Source organism: Kitasatospora sp. MMS16-BH015 (genome assembly GCF_002943525.1).
In the GTDB taxonomy this organism is placed as follows: Bacteria; Actinomycetota; Actinomycetes; order Streptomycetales; family Streptomycetaceae; genus Kitasatospora.
On record NZ_CP025394.1, the window covers coordinates 2,330,956 to 2,351,255 of the forward strand.

17 protein-coding genes are annotated in these 20,300 nt (G+C 69.3%); 7 read left to right on the forward strand and 10 right to left on the reverse strand.

Annotation, left to right across the window (positions count from 1 at the left end):
* Nucleotides 1-220: 220 nt before the first annotated feature.
* Nucleotides 221-2,284, forward strand: a complete 2,064-nt coding sequence (locus CFP65_RS10015; RefSeq protein ID WP_104815779.1) for a Shedu anti-phage system protein SduA domain-containing protein — start codon at nt 221-223, stop codon at nt 2,282-2,284.
* Between the two features lie 512 nt (nt 2,285-2,796).
* On the opposite strand, the gene CFP65_RS10020 is transcribed toward CFP65_RS10015, so the two are convergent.
* Nucleotides 2,797-3,420, reverse strand: coding sequence for a transposase (locus CFP65_RS10020; protein ID WP_254552314.1), 624 nt, complete (start codon nt 3,418-3,420; stop codon nt 2,797-2,799).
* A 153-nt stretch (nt 3,421-3,573) separates the two neighbouring features.
* Here CFP65_RS10020 and CFP65_RS10030 point away from each other — a divergent pair, with 153 nt between their 5' ends.
* Entirely contained in the window at nt 3,574-4,812 is a 1,239-nt protein-coding gene (locus CFP65_RS10030) for an IS256 family transposase (RefSeq protein ID WP_104815543.1), read from the forward strand.
* A gap of 1 nt (nt 4,813) precedes the next feature.
* Here the strand turns inward: CFP65_RS10030 and CFP65_RS10035 are convergent, their stop codons facing one another.
* Both CFP65_RS10035 and CFP65_RS10040 read right to left on the reverse strand, forming a co-directional pair.
* Nucleotides 4,814-5,272, reverse strand: coding sequence for a winged helix-turn-helix domain-containing protein (locus CFP65_RS10035; protein WP_371682524.1), 459 nt, complete (start codon nt 5,270-5,272; stop codon nt 4,814-4,816).
* Between the two features lie 500 nt (nt 5,273-5,772).
* Nucleotides 5,773-6,726, reverse strand: coding sequence for a helix-turn-helix transcriptional regulator (locus CFP65_RS10040; protein WP_158702117.1), 954 nt, complete (start codon nt 6,724-6,726; stop codon nt 5,773-5,775).
* 474 nt (nt 6,727-7,200) lie between these two features.
* Here CFP65_RS10040 and CFP65_RS10050 point away from each other — a divergent pair, with 474 nt between their 5' ends.
* Entirely contained in the window at nt 7,201-10,305 is a 3,105-nt protein-coding gene (locus tag CFP65_RS10050) for an FG-GAP-like repeat-containing protein (protein ID WP_158702118.1), read from the forward strand.
* A 674-nt stretch (nt 10,306-10,979) separates the two neighbouring features.
* Nucleotides 10,980-11,258 carry a hypothetical protein gene (locus CFP65_RS10060; RefSeq protein ID WP_104815785.1) on the forward strand — a complete coding sequence of 93 codons (279 nt, stop codon included), beginning with the start codon at nt 10,980-10,982 and terminating at the stop codon, nt 11,256-11,258.
* 222 nt (nt 11,259-11,480) lie between these two features.
* On the opposite strand, the gene CFP65_RS10065 is transcribed toward CFP65_RS10060, so the two are convergent.
* The 3 genes from CFP65_RS10065 to CFP65_RS10075 all read right to left on the reverse strand — a co-directional run bounded on the left by CFP65_RS10065 (nt 11,481) and on the right by CFP65_RS10075 (nt 15,247).
* Nucleotides 11,481-12,524 (reverse strand): helix-turn-helix domain-containing protein, encoded by a 1,044-nt coding sequence (locus CFP65_RS10065; RefSeq protein WP_104815786.1) that lies wholly within the window; start codon nt 12,522-12,524, stop codon nt 11,481-11,483.
* Nucleotides 12,521-12,838 (reverse strand): hypothetical protein, encoded by a 318-nt coding sequence (locus CFP65_RS10070; RefSeq protein WP_104815787.1) that lies wholly within the window; start codon nt 12,836-12,838, stop codon nt 12,521-12,523. The genes CFP65_RS10065 and CFP65_RS10070 overlap by 4 nt, the downstream gene beginning before the upstream one ends.
* Before the next feature lie 597 nt (nt 12,839-13,435).
* Nucleotides 13,436-15,247, reverse strand: coding sequence for a zeta toxin family protein (locus tag CFP65_RS10075; protein WP_104815788.1), 1,812 nt, complete (start codon nt 15,245-15,247; stop codon nt 13,436-13,438).
* A gap of 177 nt (nt 15,248-15,424) precedes the next feature.
* Between CFP65_RS10075 and CFP65_RS10080 the strand changes: the two genes are divergently transcribed.
* A complete protein-coding gene (locus CFP65_RS10080; RefSeq protein WP_104815789.1) occupies nt 15,425-15,682 on the forward strand; it encodes an Arc family DNA-binding protein in 258 nt (85 codons plus the stop codon).
* 5 nt (nt 15,683-15,687) lie between these two features.
* Nucleotides 15,688-16,056 (forward strand): hypothetical protein, encoded by a 369-nt coding sequence (locus CFP65_RS10085; RefSeq protein WP_104820758.1) that lies wholly within the window; start codon nt 15,688-15,690, stop codon nt 16,054-16,056.
* Nucleotides 16,057-16,452: 396 nt separating this feature from the next.
* Here the strand turns inward: CFP65_RS10085 and CFP65_RS10090 are convergent, their stop codons facing one another.
* On the reverse strand, nt 16,453-16,914 hold the full coding sequence (locus CFP65_RS10090; RefSeq protein WP_158702119.1) for a hypothetical protein: 462 nt from the start codon (nt 16,912-16,914) through the stop codon (nt 16,453-16,455).
* A gap of 214 nt (nt 16,915-17,128) precedes the next feature.
* Here CFP65_RS10090 and CFP65_RS10095 point away from each other — a divergent pair, with 214 nt between their 5' ends.
* Nucleotides 17,129-17,311 carry a hypothetical protein gene (locus tag CFP65_RS10095; protein WP_104815791.1) on the forward strand — a complete coding sequence of 61 codons (183 nt, stop codon included), beginning with the start codon at nt 17,129-17,131 and terminating at the stop codon, nt 17,309-17,311.
* Nucleotides 17,312-17,518: 207 nt separating this feature from the next.
* On the opposite strand, the gene CFP65_RS10100 is transcribed toward CFP65_RS10095, so the two are convergent.
* From CFP65_RS10100 to CFP65_RS10110, 3 genes are read right to left on the reverse strand one after another with little or no spacing between them, the layout of a single operon-like run.
* A complete protein-coding gene (locus tag CFP65_RS10100; protein WP_104815792.1) occupies nt 17,519-17,728 on the reverse strand; it encodes a hypothetical protein in 210 nt (69 codons plus the stop codon).
* A gap of 47 nt (nt 17,729-17,775) precedes the next feature.
* The gene (locus CFP65_RS10105) at nt 17,776-19,101 is read right to left on the reverse strand and encodes a glycosyltransferase family 2 protein (protein WP_104815793.1); all 1,326 of its coding nucleotides are present in this window, start codon (nt 19,099-19,101) and stop codon (nt 17,776-17,778) included.
* Nucleotide 19,102: 1 nt separating this feature from the next.
* Nucleotides 19,103-20,284 (reverse strand): ATP-binding cassette domain-containing protein, encoded by a 1,182-nt coding sequence (locus CFP65_RS10110; RefSeq protein ID WP_104815794.1) that lies wholly within the window; start codon nt 20,282-20,284, stop codon nt 19,103-19,105.
* Nucleotides 20,285-20,300 lie beyond the last annotated feature (16 nt).

Consider the following 20,300-nt stretch of genomic DNA (forward strand, 5'->3'; position numbering starts at 1 on the left):
TGGATCAGCTAGGCAAGGCGACATCGGGGTGGTCACGCTTCTCACAGAGCGTGACCACCCCGATGCTGGTGGCGCCTCACAGCGCGGGTGACCACGCACCCTCACTCGTACGTGCTGCGACGCTCTCGCAGTCCTCTGGCCAGACACCTTGCTGCTTGACCGAGAACGGAGAAGTCCCGAAAGCCCGCCTCCCGACTTACCGGCCGTCCATCATTGAGGCATGACATCCAATGCCCCCGCCCCGGCAAACGCGCGCCGAGACATCACGGCGGTGACGCGGCAAGACATCTTCGGGTACCTACGCGCGATGTCGAGGCCGTGGTGGGGAAAACTGGACGAAGTCACGTTCCTGGAGGACCTCTACGACCTGGATCGACCGTCGCCAGAGAACGGCCGGCTCCCGACCGTCCGCGCGGAGATTCAGCAGCACCGGTTCAACAACTGCGACCTGCCCGATGACTGGATCTTCGACGACCCCAGGTTGGAACTCTCCCGTGGGCCGGACGAGGTACTGCTTGCCTTCCTGTCGCGGGTGGTTCATCCCGAGGTGGCGGCCGATGCAGCTGAGGCAGCAGGGCACGTCGAGGAGCTGAACCGGCTTCTGGCACCGGACGGGTGGAGCCTACGTCCCCTTGAGTTCATTTCCGGCCGCCCCGTGTACCACGCCATCCGTGTCACGCCGACGGGCCCGCTGGTCCCTCTGCCGCTCGGCGACGAGGACGCCAGCAAGCTCGACCTGGTCCTGGGTCAGACCTACAGCCTCCTGGACTGCGCTGGGGAGGAGGACGCACGCGATCTGCTACGCACCGCGGTCCTGACCCTGCGCCGTGACGGTGAGTTCTTCCATCCCAGGCCAGGTGACGGCTGGACGGTGGACACGTACGAGGCGGTCCTGACGGTGGAGTATGAGCTCCTGCGCGCCTTCACCCAAGACACGAAGGATTTGATCTGGCGAACGTTGGAGACCGTGCTCGGCCAGCTCGGGCGCAACGATGTTCAGGACCTCGTAGTCGAAGGTGATCCCCGGCCGATGCCCAACATCCCGCCGGACTGGCGACTCCAGGCCGCCGCACCTGGCACCCGGATCGTTCGCGGTTTCCGCCTCCCCTTCAGCAACACCGAGTTCGATGTCACCCGAGAGGACTTCGCCGATCTGGAAATCCGCAGTTCGCAGGGCAGCGGCGGACTCCACTACCTCTACAACACCCGCGCACACCGAATGATCACCGAGTTCGTCCTCGACGATCGACCCCAAGTGGCGACCCAGTGCAGTGTCACCATCATCAAGAAGGGTGACAGCTTCACGCCGAGGATCAAGCTCTGGAAGAAGGACAAGAAGAAGGCTAGTCAAACGCCCGTCGACCAGATGATTCCTGACTCTGAGGCCACCCGGGGGGTCAAGGCGCTCGTCGACGCAAGTGACGTTCATGAGAACTTCTGGAAGGTCATCAACTTCCTCCAGTCCTGCGCTGGCCTGAGCACACCCGGCGACCCCCTCCAACTGGTGGCCAGCAACGAAGCGCAGTTGGCTCAGTTGCTGACCGGTCAGGACCGGACGATGGTTCTCGGTGCGGTCAGGACCGCGATCGGCGGTGGTCTCACTGAGGAGGACATCCGGCTGATCAGCAACCGCAAGGATCAGCTCCAGAGGTTCGAGCGACTGCTTACCGATCCGGACTACTTCCAGCAGGCGGAGGCCACGGCACGGGGGGCGGAGGCGGTCTGGCAGGCCTTCTTCGAGGAAAACCAGTGGATCTTCGGCTACGGCCTCAACCTCATCGCTTGCGAGTCCATCGACGACGGCAAGCTGGAACGCATCACCGCCGGCGCCAGCATTTTCGGCGGGGCTGGGAAGCGCATCGACGCCATTATGCGTTCCAAGGGGCTGATCAGCAGCATGCTCTTCTGCGAGATCAAGACCCACGAGACGGAGCTACTCGCCAGGACCCCGTACCGCCCGGGCGTCTTCCAGGTCTCGAAGGAGCTGAGCGGCGGTGTAGCTCAGGTGCAGATGACCGCCAGTAAGGCCCAGCAGCTCGTCTCCCGTGAGTTCCTCGCCCGGATCTTCGAGGACGACGGCACCCCGGCCGGTATCGAACTGTCCACCACCCGGCCCCGGCAGGTCGTGGTGATCGGGAGCCTGCAGGAGTTCATCCAGAACGGAGCAGTGAACCCGGTGAAGCTCAGCTCCTTCGAGCTATACCGGACATCCATCCAGGACGTCGAGATCATCACGTTCGACGAGCTTTACCAGCGGGCGTGCTTCATCGTCGAGGACCGCTGACCCTGCGCCGCACAGTGTGGCGGCGCCGATCCTGTTGCCGTATCCAAGCCCGTGAGCGCGCCTGAGCACTCCCTCGCCGCGCCCATGTGATGGGTAACCCTCCCCATGACACCAGCTTTGGGAGTTTTCCTCGGCCGGGCCGCTGACCTGCAACAATGCGGCGTCATGGTCGCTGAACTGCGAAAATCACTCTCCGTGGATCTCACCGACGCCCATCATTTCTCAGCCTCATACAGGCGAAATCCGGGTGTTCCAAGCTGCACGCGCCCCCTTCGGGAGCACCTCTCTAGCCTACCGATCCTCCCCGGCACCAGGCGGCCGTATCCCCCGGGCCGCCCACCCACACGCTCTGGTGCCCCACACCGTGACACATGACGGCGGTGCCGTCGTACGTGAGGGCTACGTAGCGGGCCGCTCGGCCGGATCAGCGGCGACTCGGGCCCCGGCCGGCGCCGGGCCCGGGTTCACGACTCTGGGGTCGCAGGCGGTGCGGCGTTACTGACTTCGGCTCGTCAGGGTGACGTTGGGGTGTCGAGGGTCAGGCCGGTGCCGGCTATGAAGCCGTCGAGGGTGTCGGGGCGGTACTGCAGGCGTTTGAGCCGGTTGCGGACGAGGGCTTCGAGTCGGTCGAGGGCCATGACGGCGAGGTTGGCGAGGCTGTGCTTGACGTGCGCCCAGACCCATTCGACGGGGTTGAGGTCGGGTGAGTAGGCGGGAAGCAGGAACACCGTCAGCCAGGCGCGCTCGGCGACCAGCTCGCGCATGGCGCGGGAGACATGGGTGTTCAGGCGGTCCCAGACCAGCACGATCGGCGCCTTGACGAGCTGGTGGACGCCATCGACCAAGGCGATGAAGTCACGCTCGCCCATGCTGCGGCGCATGCCCTTGCCCGCGCAGTGGGTGACCAGGCGGTGGCACAGCCGGGTGCGCGAGCCGGGCCGCATGGCGATCAGTCCCGCCACGGACAGGCGCCCCGAGCGGCGCCCGCTGACGGTCACGACCGGCGTGCGGCCCCGTCGGCCCCAGGTGCGCCCTCGGGGCGGCCGGCGGGTGAAGCCTGCCTCGTCCTCGAAGCAGATGTAGCCCCCGCAGGCCGCCCGGACTCTTTTACCTCCGCCCAGGTCACCTCCTTCCACACGGTGACGGCCTGCGGTTGCGTCCAGAGAAGTGGTGTACGGGTTCCATCCGTTTCGGGGGTTTCGTCCCGGTAGTGGGTGTCGCCCGGGAACGTGAAACGGCCACCGGCTGATCCTTCGAGAACGACCAAGCTCTTGAAGGAGATCTGCACGATGACCGCACGTGACAGTGTGCCCTTTGCTGCCCTGCTGGAGGAGAACCTCGCTTCGGCGAGTCCCGACTTGTTGCGGGCGATGGTGAAGACGTTCGCGGAGGCGATGATGTCCGCGGACGTGGACCGCGTCTGCGGCGGCGAGTACGGCCGCCCGGGCGAGGACCGGGTCAACTCCCGCAACGGATACCGCAACCGGGACTGGGACACCCGTGTCGGCACGGTCGACCTGGCGATCCCGCGCGTCCGCTCGGGCTCGTACTTCCCGTCCTGGCTGCTGGAGCGCCGGCGCCGGGCCGAGCAGGCCCTGATCTCGGTGGTCGCGACCTGCTACCTGCTCGGGGTGTCGACCCGCCGGGTGGAGAAGCTTGCCGAGACCATGGGCGTCACCCAGCTGTCGAAGTCCCAGGTCAGCGAGATGGCCAAGCATCTGGACGAGCGGGTGGCCGAGTTCCGCAACCGCCCCCTCGACCAGGGCCCCTACACGTTCGTGTGGGTCGACGCGCTCACGCAGAAGGTCCGCGAGGGCGGCCGTGTGGTCAACGTGCACTGCCTGGTCGCGGTCGGCGTCAACAACGAGGGACAGCGTGAGGTCCTCGGCCTGGACGTCGCCACCAGCGAGGACGGCGCCGGCTGGCTTGCCTTCCTGCGGTCGCTGGTCGCCCGCGGCCTGGGAGGTGTCCAGCTCGTCGTCTCCGACGCCCACGGCGGCCTGGTGGACGCGGTCGGTGCGACCCTGCCCGGGGCCGCGTGGCAGAGGTGCCGGACGCATTACGCGCGAAATCTGCTCTCGCAGGTCCCGAAGTCGGCCCAGCCCTGGGTCGCGACCCTGCTGCGGACCGTCTTCGAACAGCCTGACGCGAAGGCCGTGCGTCAGCAGATGGCCTCCGTTATCGCCGCTCTCGACGAGCGATTCCCCAAGGCTGCGGAGCACTTGGAGCATGCCCGCGAGGACCTGCTGGCCTTCGCCGTGTTCCCGCGCACGGTCTGGAAGTCGATCTGGTCGAACAACCCGCAGGAACGGCTGAACAAGGAGATCCGGCGCCGCACCGACGTCGTCGGGATCTTCCCCGACCGCGCCTCGATCGTCCGTCTGATCGGCGCGGTCCTGGCCGAGCAGAGCGACGAATGGGCCGAACAGCGCCGCTACATCGGCTCAGAGATCCTCGGCCGCTGCCGCCTCCACCCGATCGAGGGAGAAACCCCCGACGAGGCCGCCCCGACCGCACTCACCGCATAGCCTAAAGCCGGATCACCGAGTGGCCAGCGATACACCACCCCAGCGGACGTGACCCGGCCTGCTCGTCGCGCTCGGCCACCCTGCGGGCGGGGACCTGCGGACTGAAGCCGAGCCGGTGCATCAGCCGCGTGGCGCCCGAGACGCTGTAGGAGACGTGGAACTTCCGCCCGATGAGCGTGACCACCCGTGAGGCCGTCCAGACCTGGTCCTCCACCCAGCCGTGTGCGGCCGGACCCTCGTCCAGATACGCGGCGAGCTTCTCCAGACAGCGCGGCGACAGGCGGCACCGCGACCCAGCCGGGCCGCGCGATGCCAGCGCCTGCACGCCACCGTCGCGCCACAACTGGTGCCACTGGTAGGCCGACTTCGCACTCACCCGCAGACGCCGGGCCCCCTCCGCCGGCTTGACCTCCTGCTCGAACAACTCGGCAGCCTGCACCCGCACCGACTCCCGACGCAGCCGTCCCGCGGCGGTCAGCCCGCCCCCATCCGCATATCTCACACACCACCGGTACAGCTACCGCTCCAGGCTCATCAGGCACTTTGCGCAGATTCACCCTGACGAGCCGAAGTCAGTAAATGGCCGTTGACAGTGGCCTCATTTCGCCCGTCGACAACACTCCATCACGAGGGCCGAGCTCTGCGCGCAGGTAGGGGAGGTAGCTCGTCCGCCGAGTGGGTCGCTCGGCAGCGGCTGAGCTCTGCGCGCAGGGGACGGACCTCGGCGCCCCGAACATCGCCTGTTCGTACCGGGGCGGAGCCATGCGCGCAGGGAACGGACCGCATCGACCTGTACGTACTACCAACCTTCGACGGCGGAGTTTTGCACGCAGGGATGAACCAGCCCAGCTTTTCCTGCTCCGACTTAAATCGGCACTTCGATGCAACCGGCTTCACAGCAAATGAGTCGCGGTCACAGACAGGTTCGCGATCGGAGCGTCCACCGAGCGGCTGGCGGGTTCACCTCGTCTGGTAGTAGACCCGGCGAGCGGAGCGGGTGCGGCGTAGCACGTTGGCCCGGTACAGGACCTGGAGATGGTAGGAGACGGTGCTCGGGCTGAGACCAAGCCGGGCGGCGACCTCGCCGGTGGTGCGTGGTTGGGCCAGCTCGGCGAGGACGGCCGCGCGGGAGCCACCGATGAGTTCGCCCAGGCCGGGGCTTGGTCCCTGGTCGTCAGGGGCGGCCGGGTAGACGAGGACAGCCGGTGACGATGCCGCCGCCGCGGGATAGAGAGCGAGCATGAGGCCGCGTGGGAAGGCCCCGGGGACGAGGACGAGGCCTGGGATGGTGAGGCGCTGTTCGTCCGCCCCGCCGTGCGCGACGCTGAGCGCGCCGTCTGAGAAGTCCAGTCGTCGGTGGAGCGAGGCGAGCATAGTGCCGAGGCCGTGCCGAGCGGTCACGTTGGCCCGCTCGGCGATGTCCCGCTCCAGGCGGGCCGACAGGTCCGCCCACCGGGGCCGCAGCGCGTGGGTCCAGAACGTGTCCACCTCGCGCGCGAGGTGGGTGACGAAGGCGTCTTCGCCGCGTTCCAGAGCTTGCAGTACCAGGCGTTGCGGTGAACGGGCCGGGGAGGCGGTCGGGGCGTGTCCGCCAAGGACTGTGGCCATCTCTGCCTGGACCTGCTCCGGTGGGGTGAGCGTTACCTGGTGCAACTCGCCGTCTGGCGACGGCCGGTACTCGGCCGGCCCAGGGGTGAGGAAGTCGGGCGTGTAGCCGTTGCGGGTGATCGCCAGCGAGGCGAGCAGCCTCAAGCGGCGCACCTCGATCACCTCTCGGGCCCGGTGCCGCCACTCCTGCGGTACGGCGTGGGGTCGTCGGCCGAGCATGAAGAGCAGGTTCATCGCTTGGAAAAGCGGCGAGAGAGCGAACCGTGTACTGGCTGCGGCGTCCGACGTCAGCTCAATCTTGATCATCATCCCTCCCCCAGGGTCCTCGTGATCATATTCGAGTCGGCTTGAACAGTTCAGGATCTCGGATGGTTCGCTGCGAGATCCGCGTCACCGCAGGGGGATCGGCCTCGTGCCGGAAGGGCCGGCTTCACGGTCTGAGGACGGCAGGTGCACCGCCATGTCCTCAGAGAGGGGGTGGGCAAGTGCCTACGGATGGCTGCTCGGGATGGGCGGGGGTGGCAGCCCATGTCCCGAGATCGCACACCACGATCCGCCCGAGATCAAGATCATCTTTGAAGTTTTTCGAATGCTTGGACGCTCGGCCTGTCGTCGGGTTGTCTGATCCCATAGCCCCGCCGAAAGGAGAGTCGCGGCGGGATACGAGCCCCCGATACCCGGAGACGCGGTCTCGGGAGCCCGGCTTCGCGCCTCACTGCAATCCCCTGTTCCACGGTCGGGAGCACCGTGATATCGGACTTGTCATGAGAGGATTTAAATTTGATACCGCGCAACCTGATTCAAGCCATTCGCCGCGTACTGGCACCAGGTGTTCTGTTGGCAGTACTCCTTGCACCTGCGCTGGGTGGTGGCGGTCATGCCAGCGCCGCCACGCCGGTCTGCGACCCTTGGTTCCAGTACAACTTCTCACCTGTCTCCAGCAGCTGGGAGCTTCCCAATGACACTCATCTGGACAATTGGTCGGCCGTCAATCCCCAGGAGATAACGACCGAGGTCACCAAGACTGAGACCAGGAAGTCGTCCGTCAGCTCGGAAATAAACGTCAGTCTCGATGCCCTGGTCGAGAAGGCCAGTGTTTCCCTCAAGGGGTCATACGAGGTCGAGGTCGGATCGACCGTGAAGGACATCGTAAAGAAAACGCTGGTGCCAGGCTCTCATATGTTCTATCGCGTGGGGCTGGTACGCGAGTCCGTCGATATCACCCAGACTCAGGGGCTGACGAACTGCAATACCCGTGTCACCTACGGACACGCCGAGCTGTACTACAAGACCCAGGTGCAGACGGATGTCCCCAGTCCCGCATACTCCGCCTTGATGGCCGGCTTGGTGCCTTTCCCGGACGGCCACGGCGGAATCGCCGGTGGTGGTCTCGGAGGCCAATGGGCCGGACTCCGAAGCTACGGCCCAGGGAAGTCCGACGCACCCGGCCCTCAGGGCGGGCCGGTGGATCCGCAATCCCAACTGGTGACGTCGCTCGGCGGCCTCCCGGACGGCACCCAGCTGGTGACCAACGACACCCAGCGCATCTACAAGATCGTCGGTGGTGCCCCGGTGTGGCAGGCGACTTGTGCCGACGGCATCTGCCAGCCGGCGTCGCGTCCGACCACCCAGGCCGTCATCGACAGCGGGCAGGCGGTCCCGCGTGACGGATCATCGGCGATCGACCAGCGCGGTCGGATATACCAGTTCGTCGGTGGCGCTCCCATTTGGCAGGACACCTGTGCGGCCCCTCTGAGTTGCGGCAGTCCGGTCAAGGTGTCGGACTGGTCGATCGACGCGTTCGACCATATGAACCGCCAGCCGTCCGACGGCCACCTGGTCCAAGGCTGGGACGGGAACACGGGGCTTCCTGTTGCGGAGACAGTCGGCGGGGCGCTCGTACCGTTCGAGACTCCCCAGGAGGTCATAGACACCGGGTACGGCACCGACTGGCGGACCAAAGTCACGGCCCTGTCCTCCAAGAGCTACAACGCCATCGGATTCGTACCGGCCGACGGGACCCTCGTGCAAGGGGCCGGCGGCGCAGCCACGCCCGTGGCGGTCATGCTGGGCGGAGCCCGGATCAACGTGGCCAGTCCGCAAGAACTGCAGGACATCGGATACTCCGGCGACTGGGCTGGCCTGGTCAGGGCTGTCCCGACCCGCGCCTTCAACCTGATCCCTGCAGACGTCCCCCGGAACGGGACCCTCATCCAGGGTGCTGGGGGTTCGTCCACGCCGGTTGCTCAGATCGTCGACGGGCAGAGGGTGAACTTCGGTTCACCTCAGGACGTGATCGACGCCGGCTACGGCGCCGACTGGCCGTCCAAGGTGAAGGCCATGCCTTCACGGGCTTTCAGTCTCATCGCCGAACGTCAGACCACCACCCGGGGCCGTCTCTACGGGCAGCTCAGCCGCTACGTTGGGAAGGGGAGGCACCTGGTGATCACCGGCCAGGCCCCGGACGGTTACCGCTTGGAAGGGTCACTGGGCGAGCTCCTCCTCGCGCAGCAGCCCGGCACCCACCCGCTCTACGACTGCCAGTACGGCGGCGGCCAGTTCACCTCCAGGCAGGCCGACTGCGAGGGCCAGCACGTCAACGGCCTGCTCGGCTGGCTCTACGACAGCCCGCCCACGGCTGAGCAGACGCTCGCGGTCTACCGCTGCCTGGCCGCGGCCAACGGCGACCACTTCGACAGCACCGACCCCGCCTGCGAAGGCCAGACCACCGAGGGGCTGCAGGGCTACACCCTCGCCTACGCCCACCTCGCCCGCTACGCCAAGGACGGCGGCGGCCACGTCGTCACCACCGCCGGCGTGCCGGACGGCTACCACCTGGAGGCCACCCTCGGCCTGGTGAACCTGAACGCCGTACCCGGCACCGCCGCGCTCTACAACTGCCACTACAGCGGCGGCTACTTCAGCTCGCTCGACAGCGGGTGCGAGGGCTACACCAGGGTCAGCGGCAACGGCTACCTCTGGAAGACCGCCCCGGCCGGAGTGCCCACCGTCCCGGTCTACCGCTGCACCGTCACCGCCACCGGCGACCACTTCGACAGCAGCGACCCCGCCTGCGAGGGCCAGCACACCGAGTGGCTGTTCGGCTACGCCCGGGCGCCGTTCTACAGCGGCGGCACCGGAAAGGCCGACCTCGTCTCGGCCGATGCCAACGGCGATCTGCGGCTGTTCGGCAACGCCGATGCCCTCGCCTTCAACTGGACCGGCCCGCAGGTGGTCAAGAACGTCCAGGCCGACCCGGCGCGGATCTTCTTCGCCGACCTGACCGGCAGCGGCCGCAAGGACCTGATCCTCGACAACCAGGACGGCACCCTCACCGCCTGGCCGAACACGGGCTCCGGCTGGGGCACCGCCCGCCAGATCGGATCCGGCTGGAACGACCCCGCCCGGATCCGCTTCGCCGACCTCAACGGCGACGGCAAGGCCGACCTCATCGCGGTCGGTGCCGACGGCAGCCTCCGCGCCTTCCGCAACATCGACGGCATCGACGGCACCTGGGCCGACGCCGTCGGATTCGGTGGCGGGTTCACCGACCCGGCCAGGGTGCTCTTCGCGGATCTGAACGGTGACGGCAAGGCCGAGGCCATCGCGGTCAACGCGGACGGCACCCTCACCGCCTGGCCCAACTACGGCGTCATCGACGGCGGCTCCTGGGGCACCCCGCGCCAGATCGGCTCCGGCTGGAACGACCCCGCCCGGATCCGCTTCGCGGACCTCAACGGCGACGGCAAAGCCGAAGTCATCTCGATCGATGCGGACGGCACCCTCCGTGCCTTCCGCGACATCGACGGCATCAACGCCAACTGGGTCGGCGCCGTGCAGATCGGCTCCGGCTGGAACACCCCCGCCCGCACCCTCTTCGCCTGATCCCACCCGTCCCGGCTGCCGGCCTCCAGCGAGGCCGGCAGCCGGACAGCCTGGGTGGCGAGGTCGAGGTCGAAGGCGTCCAGCAGCGAGGCGCTGCGCAGGACGTGGCGCTCGTCGACGGCGCCGGCGAGGGCCAGGCGGATCGTCAGGACCACGCGCTCGAAGTCACCTCCGGTGGAGGCGGAGCGGGAGAGGTCGATGCGCACCGGCAGCAGCCGCTCGCCCGCCCCGATCCCGGTGCCCCACTGCCGGGGGCGCTGGCCGTCGGTGGTGAGGGAGGCCTCGATCTTGCGCAGCAGCGTGCTCTTGCCGACGCCGCCGATGCCGTGGAAGGCGAGGACGTTGGTGCGGGGCTTCTCCAGGTCCTCGACGTCGAAGCCGTCCTCGGCGACGGTGCGCAGGTGCTCGCCGAGGGCGGTGGTCACCACGTCCCACTGGTGCTGGCGGTCGGTGAATGCCTCCGCGCTCTCCACCGAGTCGTTGCTGCTGAACAGTGCGCGAAGATCCACGAAGTCCCCCCCAGGACATGACAGCTGACGCCAACTTAGGCGATTCGGCAGGTCAGGGGGCAGGATCGGGCGGAAAGGGCCGGAAGGGGTCCGTCGACGGGCCCGCCCCGGGCAGCTCGGCGGCGCGTTCCGGCCGGGACGCCCGAAAGCCCGAGGTGAAGCGCAGTGAACACGCCCGAGACCCCGTCCACCCCGTCGACCGGAGACGGCGCCGCGTACGAGGACGCGCAGGAGGTGCTCGGCGCGGTCCTCGCCTGGTACAGCCGCGCGATGATGGAGGCCCGGCGCTCCGGCGACGAGCAGCGCCTGGAGGAGCTGACCGAGCGGATGCGGGCCTGCGCCGAGGACCGGCGCCGGCTGGTCGAGGCGACGCCCGAGGAGATCGAGCGGACCACCGAGCTGTACGGCGAACGCTTGCGGGACCTGGAGGCGGAGAAGAACTAGGTTCCTCCCGCCTCCGAGTGGTGTGACCGAATGCCCTGCGCTCGCTGACGACCCAGCTGGTGATCGATGGCGCCATCGTGCGTAGGGCTTGGCTGGTGCGTCCTGCGCATACCCCCCCGGGGAGGGGGATTCCAGTCGCCGCCGCAGGGAGGGGTGGCATCGTTCACGTCAAGGTGAGACCAGAACGGCCGGGCGGACGGCGTCTGCGGTGTTGAGTACCCGTCATCCGACAGAGGAGGCCAAGGTCGTAGTATCGGAGATCGTTCGCATCCAGAGGTTGCGCCACTCGTCGACCCGCGAATCATCTTGATCTATGGTGCGGCCGTCCATGATCGAGAGCAAGACCTGCACTAGGGAGGTCAACGCCTCCAACGACGGCAGGCGCCTGCCACTCATGATGTCGCTAATCCCCGTGAGCGAGGGTCGGTGCTCAGGCGACATAGCGATGTGCACCGTCTGCAGCAAGGGGTTTCCGCAGGCGGCCCAGAGTCCGCGCAGCTTCACCGTGAACTCGCGTTGTGCTTGGGCGCGGTGACGGCGGCCTTCGGTTTCCGCGGTCGGGACAGGGCGGAAACGCCTGGGGATGCTGTACAAGGTCGTCCGCCTGCGCTCCAGCTGGGCCACCGCGTCGATGCCCGCTCCAACGGTCCGGGCGCGGGTGATGTCCTCGGTCCGGGTGCCGGCGGAGCAGCGCTCGACGGCGGCGACCCAGTCCTTCTGGTCGCCGCCGTACGTGTCGCAGACCTTGACGAACTCGGCGACCTCGTCCGGCGTGGGCTTGCGCTTGCCGGCCAGGGTGCGCTCCAGCGTGGAGTGGGGGAGGAGGTTGAACCCGGCCTTCGCTTCCAGCTCGCGCAGGGAGGGCGAGCCGGCGTCGCGGAGCATCAGCAGCAGGCTCTCGCGCAGCTGTGCGTAGTCCCCGATGGTGGCGGGCTCGCGCGTGGCGAGGCGACCGGGCCGGTACCAGGCGGGGCGGGACTCCAGACGGGCGTCCAGCCACAGGTTCTCCAGGCGGTGGCGCGTCCGGGCGTCGGCGCGGGTGGCGTCGGCTATCTGCGCCACCGCGTCCCAGGCGGGTACCGCCTCGGCGTTGAGGACGCGGCGGACCGTGGCCACGTGAAGTCCTGAGGCGGCGGCCAGCTCGGCCAGCGTGGGCGGCAGATCGGAGGCGTCGTGGCAGGCGCAGAGCTCGCGGGCGAGCGCGAGCCGGCGGGGCCGGTCGACCGAGGAGGTCAGCTGCTTGCGGTTGCGGCCCATCGTGATCACCGCACGCTCAGTCGGGGCAGCCGGCGGGCGAGGACGATCACAGCGATGCCGCCGACCCCGGCCAGCAGCCCGATGATGTGCAGCATCGGCTGGCCCATGAGCAGCAGTACGGCGCCGACCACGAGGAAGGCGACGACCAAGGCCACCTCGGGCCCGGTCAGCGAGCGCCTGGACAGCAGCTCCTCGCTGGAGCTGTCCACGGTGACGGGGCCGGCTCCGGTCGGGGCGGAGGGGCTGGTCTGCACGAGCACGCCGGTCAACGCGGGAGCGGCGGCGAAGGTTTGTACGGCGGGGTCCTGCTGGTCTTCGGACATGGGTGCCTTCCTGAGCTGCTTGCCGGCCGACTTCTCGTGGCGGACCGGAGCCGGGGACCCGTCGTGCGGCTTGCCGCGTACGAGTGCCCGGATTGATGCGGGTGCGCGGTATCGGATCCGCCGCGCTCGCCCACGGCACGTCGCCGCAGGCGGGTGAGCTCCAACTCGGCGTGCTGGTACGGGGTCCGCTTGCCGGCGGACGTGCTCCCGTGCACGCTGCGAACCACCTTCCCACCAGATCCGGCCGCGTATTCGACCTTCCGGGGAGTAGCGCCGCACCTGCCCCACCCTGAGGTCCGGTCAACGAGAGCCAGCGGGCTGGACTGACCTGGGTGTTCGCCAGCTGATCCGGACTCAACCTTGGAATCCATGGCGTATCGCGCCGCTGTACGCCCAATCTCAGAGGCTCATGTTCGCGTTTGCCCCAACCGCGATTGCGGCTACTCGCCGGTAGCCCCAGACTGGGACTCATTCCTGAGTGGTGAGCTCCAACTCACAACGGGACGCTGACGCAGTGTTGCCGCACTTTGCGTCCAAGGCCGGTCCGGGACATCCTTCCCGAGCCGGCCTTCCTGCTCTGACCTCGATGTATTCCCGTCAGGAACCGCGACGGGCCAGGGGCAGCGCGGCCTCGCCCCCCGGAGAGGGGAGCAGCCGCGGCCGCCGAGCGGCGGGCATCAGCGGCACGGCCAGCGTGCCGATCGTGGTCAGGTCGTCTCGGTACTGCGGCATCGCCGCGTGCAGCTCCCGCTGGACCGTCCAGAACACGGCGGCCTCCTGGTCGGTGTAGGGGCGGGCCTGCTCGGCGAGCAGCGCCAGCGCGGCCGCCGGATGCTCCGGTCGGCGGCGGGTGGGGCTGCTGCGGTAGAGCGCGGTGGCGTCGCGCCGCATCACGGTGACCTGGTCGACCACCGCGTTCTCCTCGGCGGTCGCGACGACGTCGGCCAGGACGTCGAAGTGGGCGTCGTGCCCGGCGGCGGTGGTGAACCGGGCGGGCACGCCGAGCCGGGTCAGCCGGGTGTAGCGGTGGGCGGTGCCCTGTCGGGAGTCGGCGGCGCGGACGGCCAGCACCACCAGCTCAACCCGGTACCCGGCCCGCCGGTACGCCGAGGCGGCCTTCGCGAACGCGGCCGGCCCGGACGGGGTCGTCTCGACGACGACGTTGCCGCGCCGCTCGCGGACGTACGCCTCGGCCCGGGCCTGCCAGGCCCGGTAGTCGGCGCGGATCTTCTCCGAGGCCCGGCGCGGGTCGGTGCGCAGCAGCTCCAGGTAGTCGGGGTGCAGGGTCTTGAAGTCGTCGCCGGACAGGTGCACCGGCCGGCGCAGGGAGCGGTGGACCAGACGCGCTGCCGCGGTCTTGCCCGCGCCGGGCTGCCCGGCGATGTACACCACGGTCGGGCTCTCCTGGGTGGTGATCGGCTCCAGCATCGACGGCACGATCACCGCGTCGAAGACGACGTCGTGCTCGTCCCGGGAGAGCCGGTGGTAGTCCACCCCGGGCGCTGTCGGTAGCGGCTGGGCGGTGCGGCGCACCGGCTCGGCCAGCGCGGCCGCCCGCTCCGCGTCCCGGCCGGTCGCCAGCGCCCAGTCCTGCGGGATCCTCGGATCGTGGACCCGCCGCTCGCACCCGGCCAGCTCCCGCCGAAACCGCCCGGTCTCGGCAGCGCCCCACGGGCGGCCGCGTTCGGCGAGCACCGCCCGGGCCGCCCGCGCCGGGCGCACCCAGCCGTCCGGGCCGAGCTCGTTGCCGTACACCGCCTCCGCCACCATCGTGGCGCTGCGCCGCACGACGAGGACCCGGTCGGCCAGGCGGCCGTCCTCGACGGCGGCGAGCGCGGCCGGCAGCGCGGCGGCGCAGGCGGCCTGGTTGTCCCACCCGACGTAGCGGGCCCGGCCCTCCACGGCCAGGCGCAGGTAGCGGTCCAGCACGCCGAGCTGGCTGAGCGCCTCCGGCACCGCCAGCGCTACGATCTCGACCCGGTAGCCCGCCCGCCGGTACACGGCGATCTCGGCGAGGAACTCGTCAGGCCTGCCGAGAGCCGCCTCCACCACAGCGTCGAACCGGCTGAGCCAGACCCGCTCCTCGACCTCGCTCTGCCAGCCGTAGGTGTCGGTGCGGACCCGGATCCCGGCGGTGCGCACGTCCTCGGCGAGCAGCGCCGGGTAGTGCGGGTGGATGTTCTTGTAGGTGTCGCGGTCGACCCGCACGGCGCCGCCCCGGGCGGCGAGCGCCCCGTGCACCAGGTCCACGACGGCGGTCTTGCCGCTGCCGGCCTGCCCGGCCACGAACACCACCACCGGCTGGTCCTGCCGCACGGCCCCGGCCAGCGCGGACGGCAGGACCACCCCCTCCAACAGGGCCCGGCCCTGCTGCTCCGGCAGCGCGCCGGGGACGTTCTCCCGTTCCATCACCACGACTCCTCAACCGCTCGGTGCCCGACAAGTCGACGCTCGACAAGTCGGCGGGTCTTTGCGCAGGCTGCCCGCACTCAGCGTAGCGGGTACGGGTACGTACCCGTACCCGAAATGGGGCTTCAGGATACGGGTACGTACCCGTATCCTGGGAGAGACCGGAAGGAGTCCCCGATGCCCGACGCCAACGTGCGCATCCCCGCCGAGACCCGCGACCGCCTCGCCGAGGTCGCCGCAGCCGAACACCTCTCGCTGCGCGCCTACCTGGCCCGCCTCGCCGACACCCTGCTCACCCCCGCCGAGCGCGCCGAACGCGCCGAGCAGGCCCGCCTCAAGCTCCAGGCGTGGAACGGCTACGACCCCGACACCGACGCCACCGCCCGCCTGGACGACGAACTCGACCGCCGCCTGACCCAGGCCGGTGACCGGTGACCGCCCTGCACATCGTCCTCGACGACACCGCGATGGTCGCCGCCGGCCGCGGCAACGCCCTCGCCTCCCGCCTCATCCACCGCGCCCACGCCCAAGAAGGCTGGTACCTCTACGCCCCCGCCTGCGCCCTCGTCGAAGCCGACCGCGCCCGCCCCGGCACCGCCCAGCACCTCGCCGCCCTCCCCGCGCTCACCGTCCTCGACCTCGACCTCGCCGCCTCCCTCGCCCTCGCGGCGGAGAACACCTGGGCCGAAGCCCACACCCGCTACGCCGCCGCACCGACACCGGAGCGCCCGGACGGAGCGGTCGTCGCCACGGTCGAGCCGCTGCACTGGAAGGGCCAGCCGGTGCGGGTCATCGACCTGACCCCCTGACCCGGACCCCGGACCCACAGGGCCGGGAAAGCCGAGAGGCCGTCACCCAGGTGTGGGTGGCGGCCTCTCGGTGCTTTCTCAGAGCGTCCGGCAGCCTACCGGGCCCGCACCGAGCGGCGGTCGCGGGCCTGCCGGAGCTGTGGAGGGTCAGTTCCAGCCGGAGTCGCGGACAGCGGTGTTACCCCAGCTGCTGTCACCGGCGAAGCTTCCCCACATGCTGTCGCCGGTGATGCCCCACACGCTGACCGCCGCCGCCGGTCGGCGGCGGTCAGCCCGCCCCAGTTGCTGTCGTCCAGGCCCCACGTCGAGTCGGCCATGCCGCCCTCCCCCTCATCGCGCCAGGCCCGGTGGTTCCGGACCGTTGGTGGGAGAACTGTAGGCCGGCCCCGGCAGCGGTCAGCCGCCCGGCCCGGCCGGCCGCAGGGCCGTCGCTCGGACCAGCGCCACCAGCCCCGCTGCCGTCAGCCGCCCGCCGAAGCCGTCGGCGGCGCAGCGGGCGAGCAGCAGGTGGAGGAGGGCGGCTCGCCGGAGCTCAGGTTCGGCGGCCGTCCAGGTCTCGGCGGCGGCCTGCTCGCCGCCGACCCGGTAGGCGAGCTGCACCGCCAGGGCCAGGGCGGTGCCCGGCTGCGCGGTACGGGCGACGCTGCGCAGCCGGTCGGCGCCCTGCTCCCGGGGGAGGCCGTAGGCGGGGCGGCCGGCGAGGTGTTCGAGAAGCAGACAAGTGGCGGACCACACCGCGTCGGAGCCCCGCTGGTCGAGCTCGGCCACCAGCCAGTGCCCGGCTGCCGGGTCGGCGGCGTCCGCCAGGTCGTCGAGGACGGTCTGGACGATGTCGGGGAGCGGGTCGGCGGTGGTCATGCCGGTGACGGTACCCGGCACCACTGACCTGCGGCTTCTCCCACGACGGTGGAAGGCACGGGTGGGCGGCCGCCGACCCCGGGGGAGTGGCGGCGGCCCACCCGGAGACCGGACAACCGCGCCCTTCCCCGCTCACCCTCTTCGGCGGCACCACCCCCGCCGGCTATACCGACTAGATCGAACTGATTTTCGAATACCGTGCGATACTGGACCCGTGCACCGCCCCCCGTCCCCCTTCGCCGGCACCACCAGCTCGAACTGGCGGGACGCCGCGCTGCTCACCAGGCCGGAGCTCGAGGCGGCGACCGGAGAGGTCCAGGAGGACCTGCTCGCCGTCTGGGTACGCCGCGCGGGCACCTGGCACCCGGCCGTCTTCCCTGTCAAGTCAGCGTGTTGAGAGATCTGTCTGTTCATGACGTGATGTTCGAGAGGCAAGGGGCGTCAGCGACTTTGAGTTGGGGCTCACGCCCAGTGCACGATGGCCTGCCAGAGCGGGTGCCAAGGGGGCCGGCTCTGGCAGGCCATCGTGAGTCCTGACAGCAGAGGACGATCGGGAGCTTCGGGCTGAGAGACGGGCTTCCAGTGTTGCCCGGTCTGCGGCCGCTCAGTCGACCTGGGTCCAGCCCTTCGGAGACATGGAGACGTTGGCGATGCCCCGGTACGCCTTGCGCTTCCACAACGTGCTGCCTTCGCCGTAGTCACGCAGTGCGGAGCGTGCTTCCTCCTCGCTGTCGAAGGCGTACTCGCGGCCTTTCGCGGTCCGGATCTTCCACTCTTCCATGGGCATGCCCGCGAGACCGGGTCCGATCGACATGGCTCCTCCAGATCTGTTGGTTCCGAGACGATTCTCAAGTCGCAGTGTCAACTGCGCATGTCAGGCGCGGTGGAGCGGCTTGTGGCGGTTGGGTTGTGTGGCCAGGTGGTCGCGGTGTCCCGTAGGGCGGTCAGCTCGGCGGCGAGGTCAGTGCCCGCGCCGTGTCGACGGGCGGATTGGAGTGCTTCGTGGGCGAGTTCGTAGCGGCCGGTGGCGAGGGAGAGGAACCCGTCGACTTCATGCAGCCGGCCGATGTCCCGGACACCGCAGCGGGCGGGGTGGGCTGCTTTCGCCCTGATCTGTTGGCTCAGTTGGGTGAGCCGGTGTAGGGCCTGGCTCATGGTGACCACTGCCCGGTAGTAGGTGGCTTCCGCGTCACGGCCGGCATGGTCGAGGAGGTCGGCGTAAGCCGTGACGCGCTCGGTGTCACCGAAGCGCAGGGCGAGCTCGCACAGGACTGCCCAGCTGTCCTGGCTGCGTTCGGTGAGGTAGTGCGGTCCGTCCGGCGGGCAGTGGGCCAGGGCGGTTTCCAGCTGGCCGAACAGCTCTTTGGACTGGGCGGGGCTGGTGGTGTGCTGAAGTTCGGCGCGCACTCGGTAGAAGGTCCATTTCGGGTTCTCGGGTTCGTCGCGGATGCAGAGGTCCAGGAGCCGGGCGTGCCGGTCGAGCTTGTGCTTGGCGGCCATCACCTGCGGTTGGTAGCCGTAGTGGGTGAAGCGGCTGGAGATGTGGACGGTCTCGGGGGCGTTGCCGTCAGGGTCGTAGGGGCGTTCGTGGACGCGGCCCCGGTAGCGCAGTCTGCTCGCTGCGCGGATTGCTCGCGGCAGGTCGGTGTAAAGCCCCCCGGGGTCGTGGAGGTCGCAGACCTGCGGACAGACGGCGAGGTCGGCGCCCGGCAGCAGGCGGTCCAGCAGGGTGAGGCTCTTGCGGATCGTCCCCCGGGTCTCGGGGGTCAGGACCTCGTCCGCGTCGACCATGAGGATCCAGCCCTCGGTGATGTGGTCGAAGGCGACGTTTCGTTGGAGTGCGAAGTCCTCGCGCCACGGAGCGTGGACGACCCGGACGGGTATCTCCTGCCGTTCAGCGGTCTTCACCGTCTCGTCCGTGGAGCCGGAGTCGATGACGAGGACCTCATCCACATCCCCTGCGAGGGCCTGGATGCAGCGGCCGATCGTCTCCTGCTCGTCGCGGGCCAGGACGACTGCCGTGATGCGTGTTCGCGGGACGGGGGCGTGTTGCGTCTTGGAGGACCAGTCCGCGGACAGGGGAAGTCGGGTCAGGGCGTGCGAGAGGGAGGTGATCAACCGCAGGTCCGCGGCCGGCTCGCCGTCGTGGTGTCGGTGGGCTTGGTCCAGCAGGTCGCCGACGAGCATGTCAGGTACTCCTTGTCAGTGGCGCGCCGGCAGCCGGGGGCCCGAGGTGGACGGTCCGGTCGAATGTGAGGTCGGCGGCGCTCGTGTGCGAGACGACGACCTTGGAGGCCGGAAGGCCGGTGAGGTTGTCCCAGATCCGGTGCACCGTCGTACGGTCGATCCCGCTGAACGCTTCGTCGAAGAGGAACACCTCGGGCTCCCTCAGAACGGCTCTGGCCAGAGCCAGGCGCTGGAGCTGCCCACGCGACAGTCCGCTCCCGTCCTCGCGCACCATCCAGTCCAAGCCGCCGGGAAGGGAGTCGACGACGTCGTCGAAGCACGCGAGGCGGCAGGCCCGGCCGATGGTTTCGGCGTCCCTGGGAGCCCCCAGAGTGAGGTTCTCGCGCAAGTCCGCGGCGAGCAGGACCGGGTTCTCGCTGAGATACAGGACCCTGTCCCTGACCGCCGCATCGCTGAGGCCGGCGATCTCGGTCCCCCCGATCTTGATGGTGCCGTCATGCTCGGGGAAGAAGCCCGCCATGGCTTTCAACGCGGTGCTCTTGCCCCGGCCGTTGGGGCCGGTCACCAGCATGGTCTCGCCCCGGGCGATGGTCAGGCTCAGGCCGCTGAGCGCCGGCCGGGAGGCCGCCGGATAGGTGACCGTCAGCGCGTCGACCTGGATGTCGGTACCCGCTCGCGTGCCCAGCCGGTCCTCATGGGTCATGGCCAGGCGCGGGTCTTCCCGCTGGTTCATCACCTCGCGGTACCGTCCGAGCGCGACGGCAAGACGCTGGAAGGTGACCTGCAAGGTGGCGACCGAGACGACCGCCTCCAGGAAGTAGCCGGCCAGCGCGACCGAGGAGAAGACCTGACCAAGACTCAGTGCCCCGCTCATGGCACCGCGCAGGCAGACCCAGACAACAGCGATCGTGGTCAGCGCGAGGTTGGCCCCGTTCACCACCGTGTGGACGTTTCCCAGCCGCCCAAGGCGCGTCTGCGCCGTGATCCGGCGTTCGAGACGGTGGACCAGCCGCTGCGCCGCGTACTCCCTCGCGGAGAAGGACACCACCTGCTCGTAGCCTCCCAGGACGTTGACGAACTCGGCCTTGAGCGTCGCCTCGCGCTGCAGAGTCTCCTCGCCTTGGTCCAGGAGGACGCCGCTGGTGGCGGGCAGGGGGTGCGGGCGCGGGTGATGCGCGAGCATGTGGGCTGGCTGGCGA

Bases quoted from the DNA above. Each gene is read 5' to 3' on its own strand.
- CFP65_RS10090 (WP_158702119.1), bottom strand. From the start codon at position 16,914: ATGACCACCGCCGACCCGCTCCCCGACATCGTCCAGACCGTCCTCGAC.
- CFP65_RS10040 (WP_158702117.1), bottom strand. From the start codon at position 6,726: ATGATCAAGATTGAGCTGACGTCGGACGCCGCAGCCAGTACACGGTTC.
- CFP65_RS10075 (WP_104815788.1), bottom strand. From the start codon at position 15,247: ATGGAACGGGAGAACGTCCCCGGCGCGCTGCCGGAGCAGCAGGGCCGG.
- CFP65_RS10080 (WP_104815789.1), top strand. From the start codon at position 15,425: ATGCCCGACGCCAACGTGCGCATCCCCGCCGAGACCCGCGACCGCCTC.
- CFP65_RS10110 (WP_104815794.1), bottom strand. From the start codon at position 20,284: ATGCTCGCGCATCACCCGCGCCCGCACCCCCTGCCCGCCACCAGCGGC.
- CFP65_RS10030 (WP_104815543.1), top strand. From the start codon at position 3,574: ATGACCGCACGTGACAGTGTGCCCTTTGCTGCCCTGCTGGAGGAGAAC.
- CFP65_RS10015 (WP_104815779.1), top strand. From the start codon at position 221: ATGACATCCAATGCCCCCGCCCCGGCAAACGCGCGCCGAGACATCACG.
- CFP65_RS10105 (WP_104815793.1), bottom strand. From the start codon at position 19,101: ATGCTCGTCGGCGACCTGCTGGACCAAGCCCACCGACACCACGACGGC.
- CFP65_RS10070 (WP_104815787.1), bottom strand. From the start codon at position 12,838: ATGTCCGAAGACCAGCAGGACCCCGCCGTACAAACCTTCGCCGCCGCT.
- CFP65_RS10100 (WP_104815792.1), bottom strand. From the start codon at position 17,728: ATGTCGATCGGACCCGGTCTCGCGGGCATGCCCATGGAAGAGTGGAAG.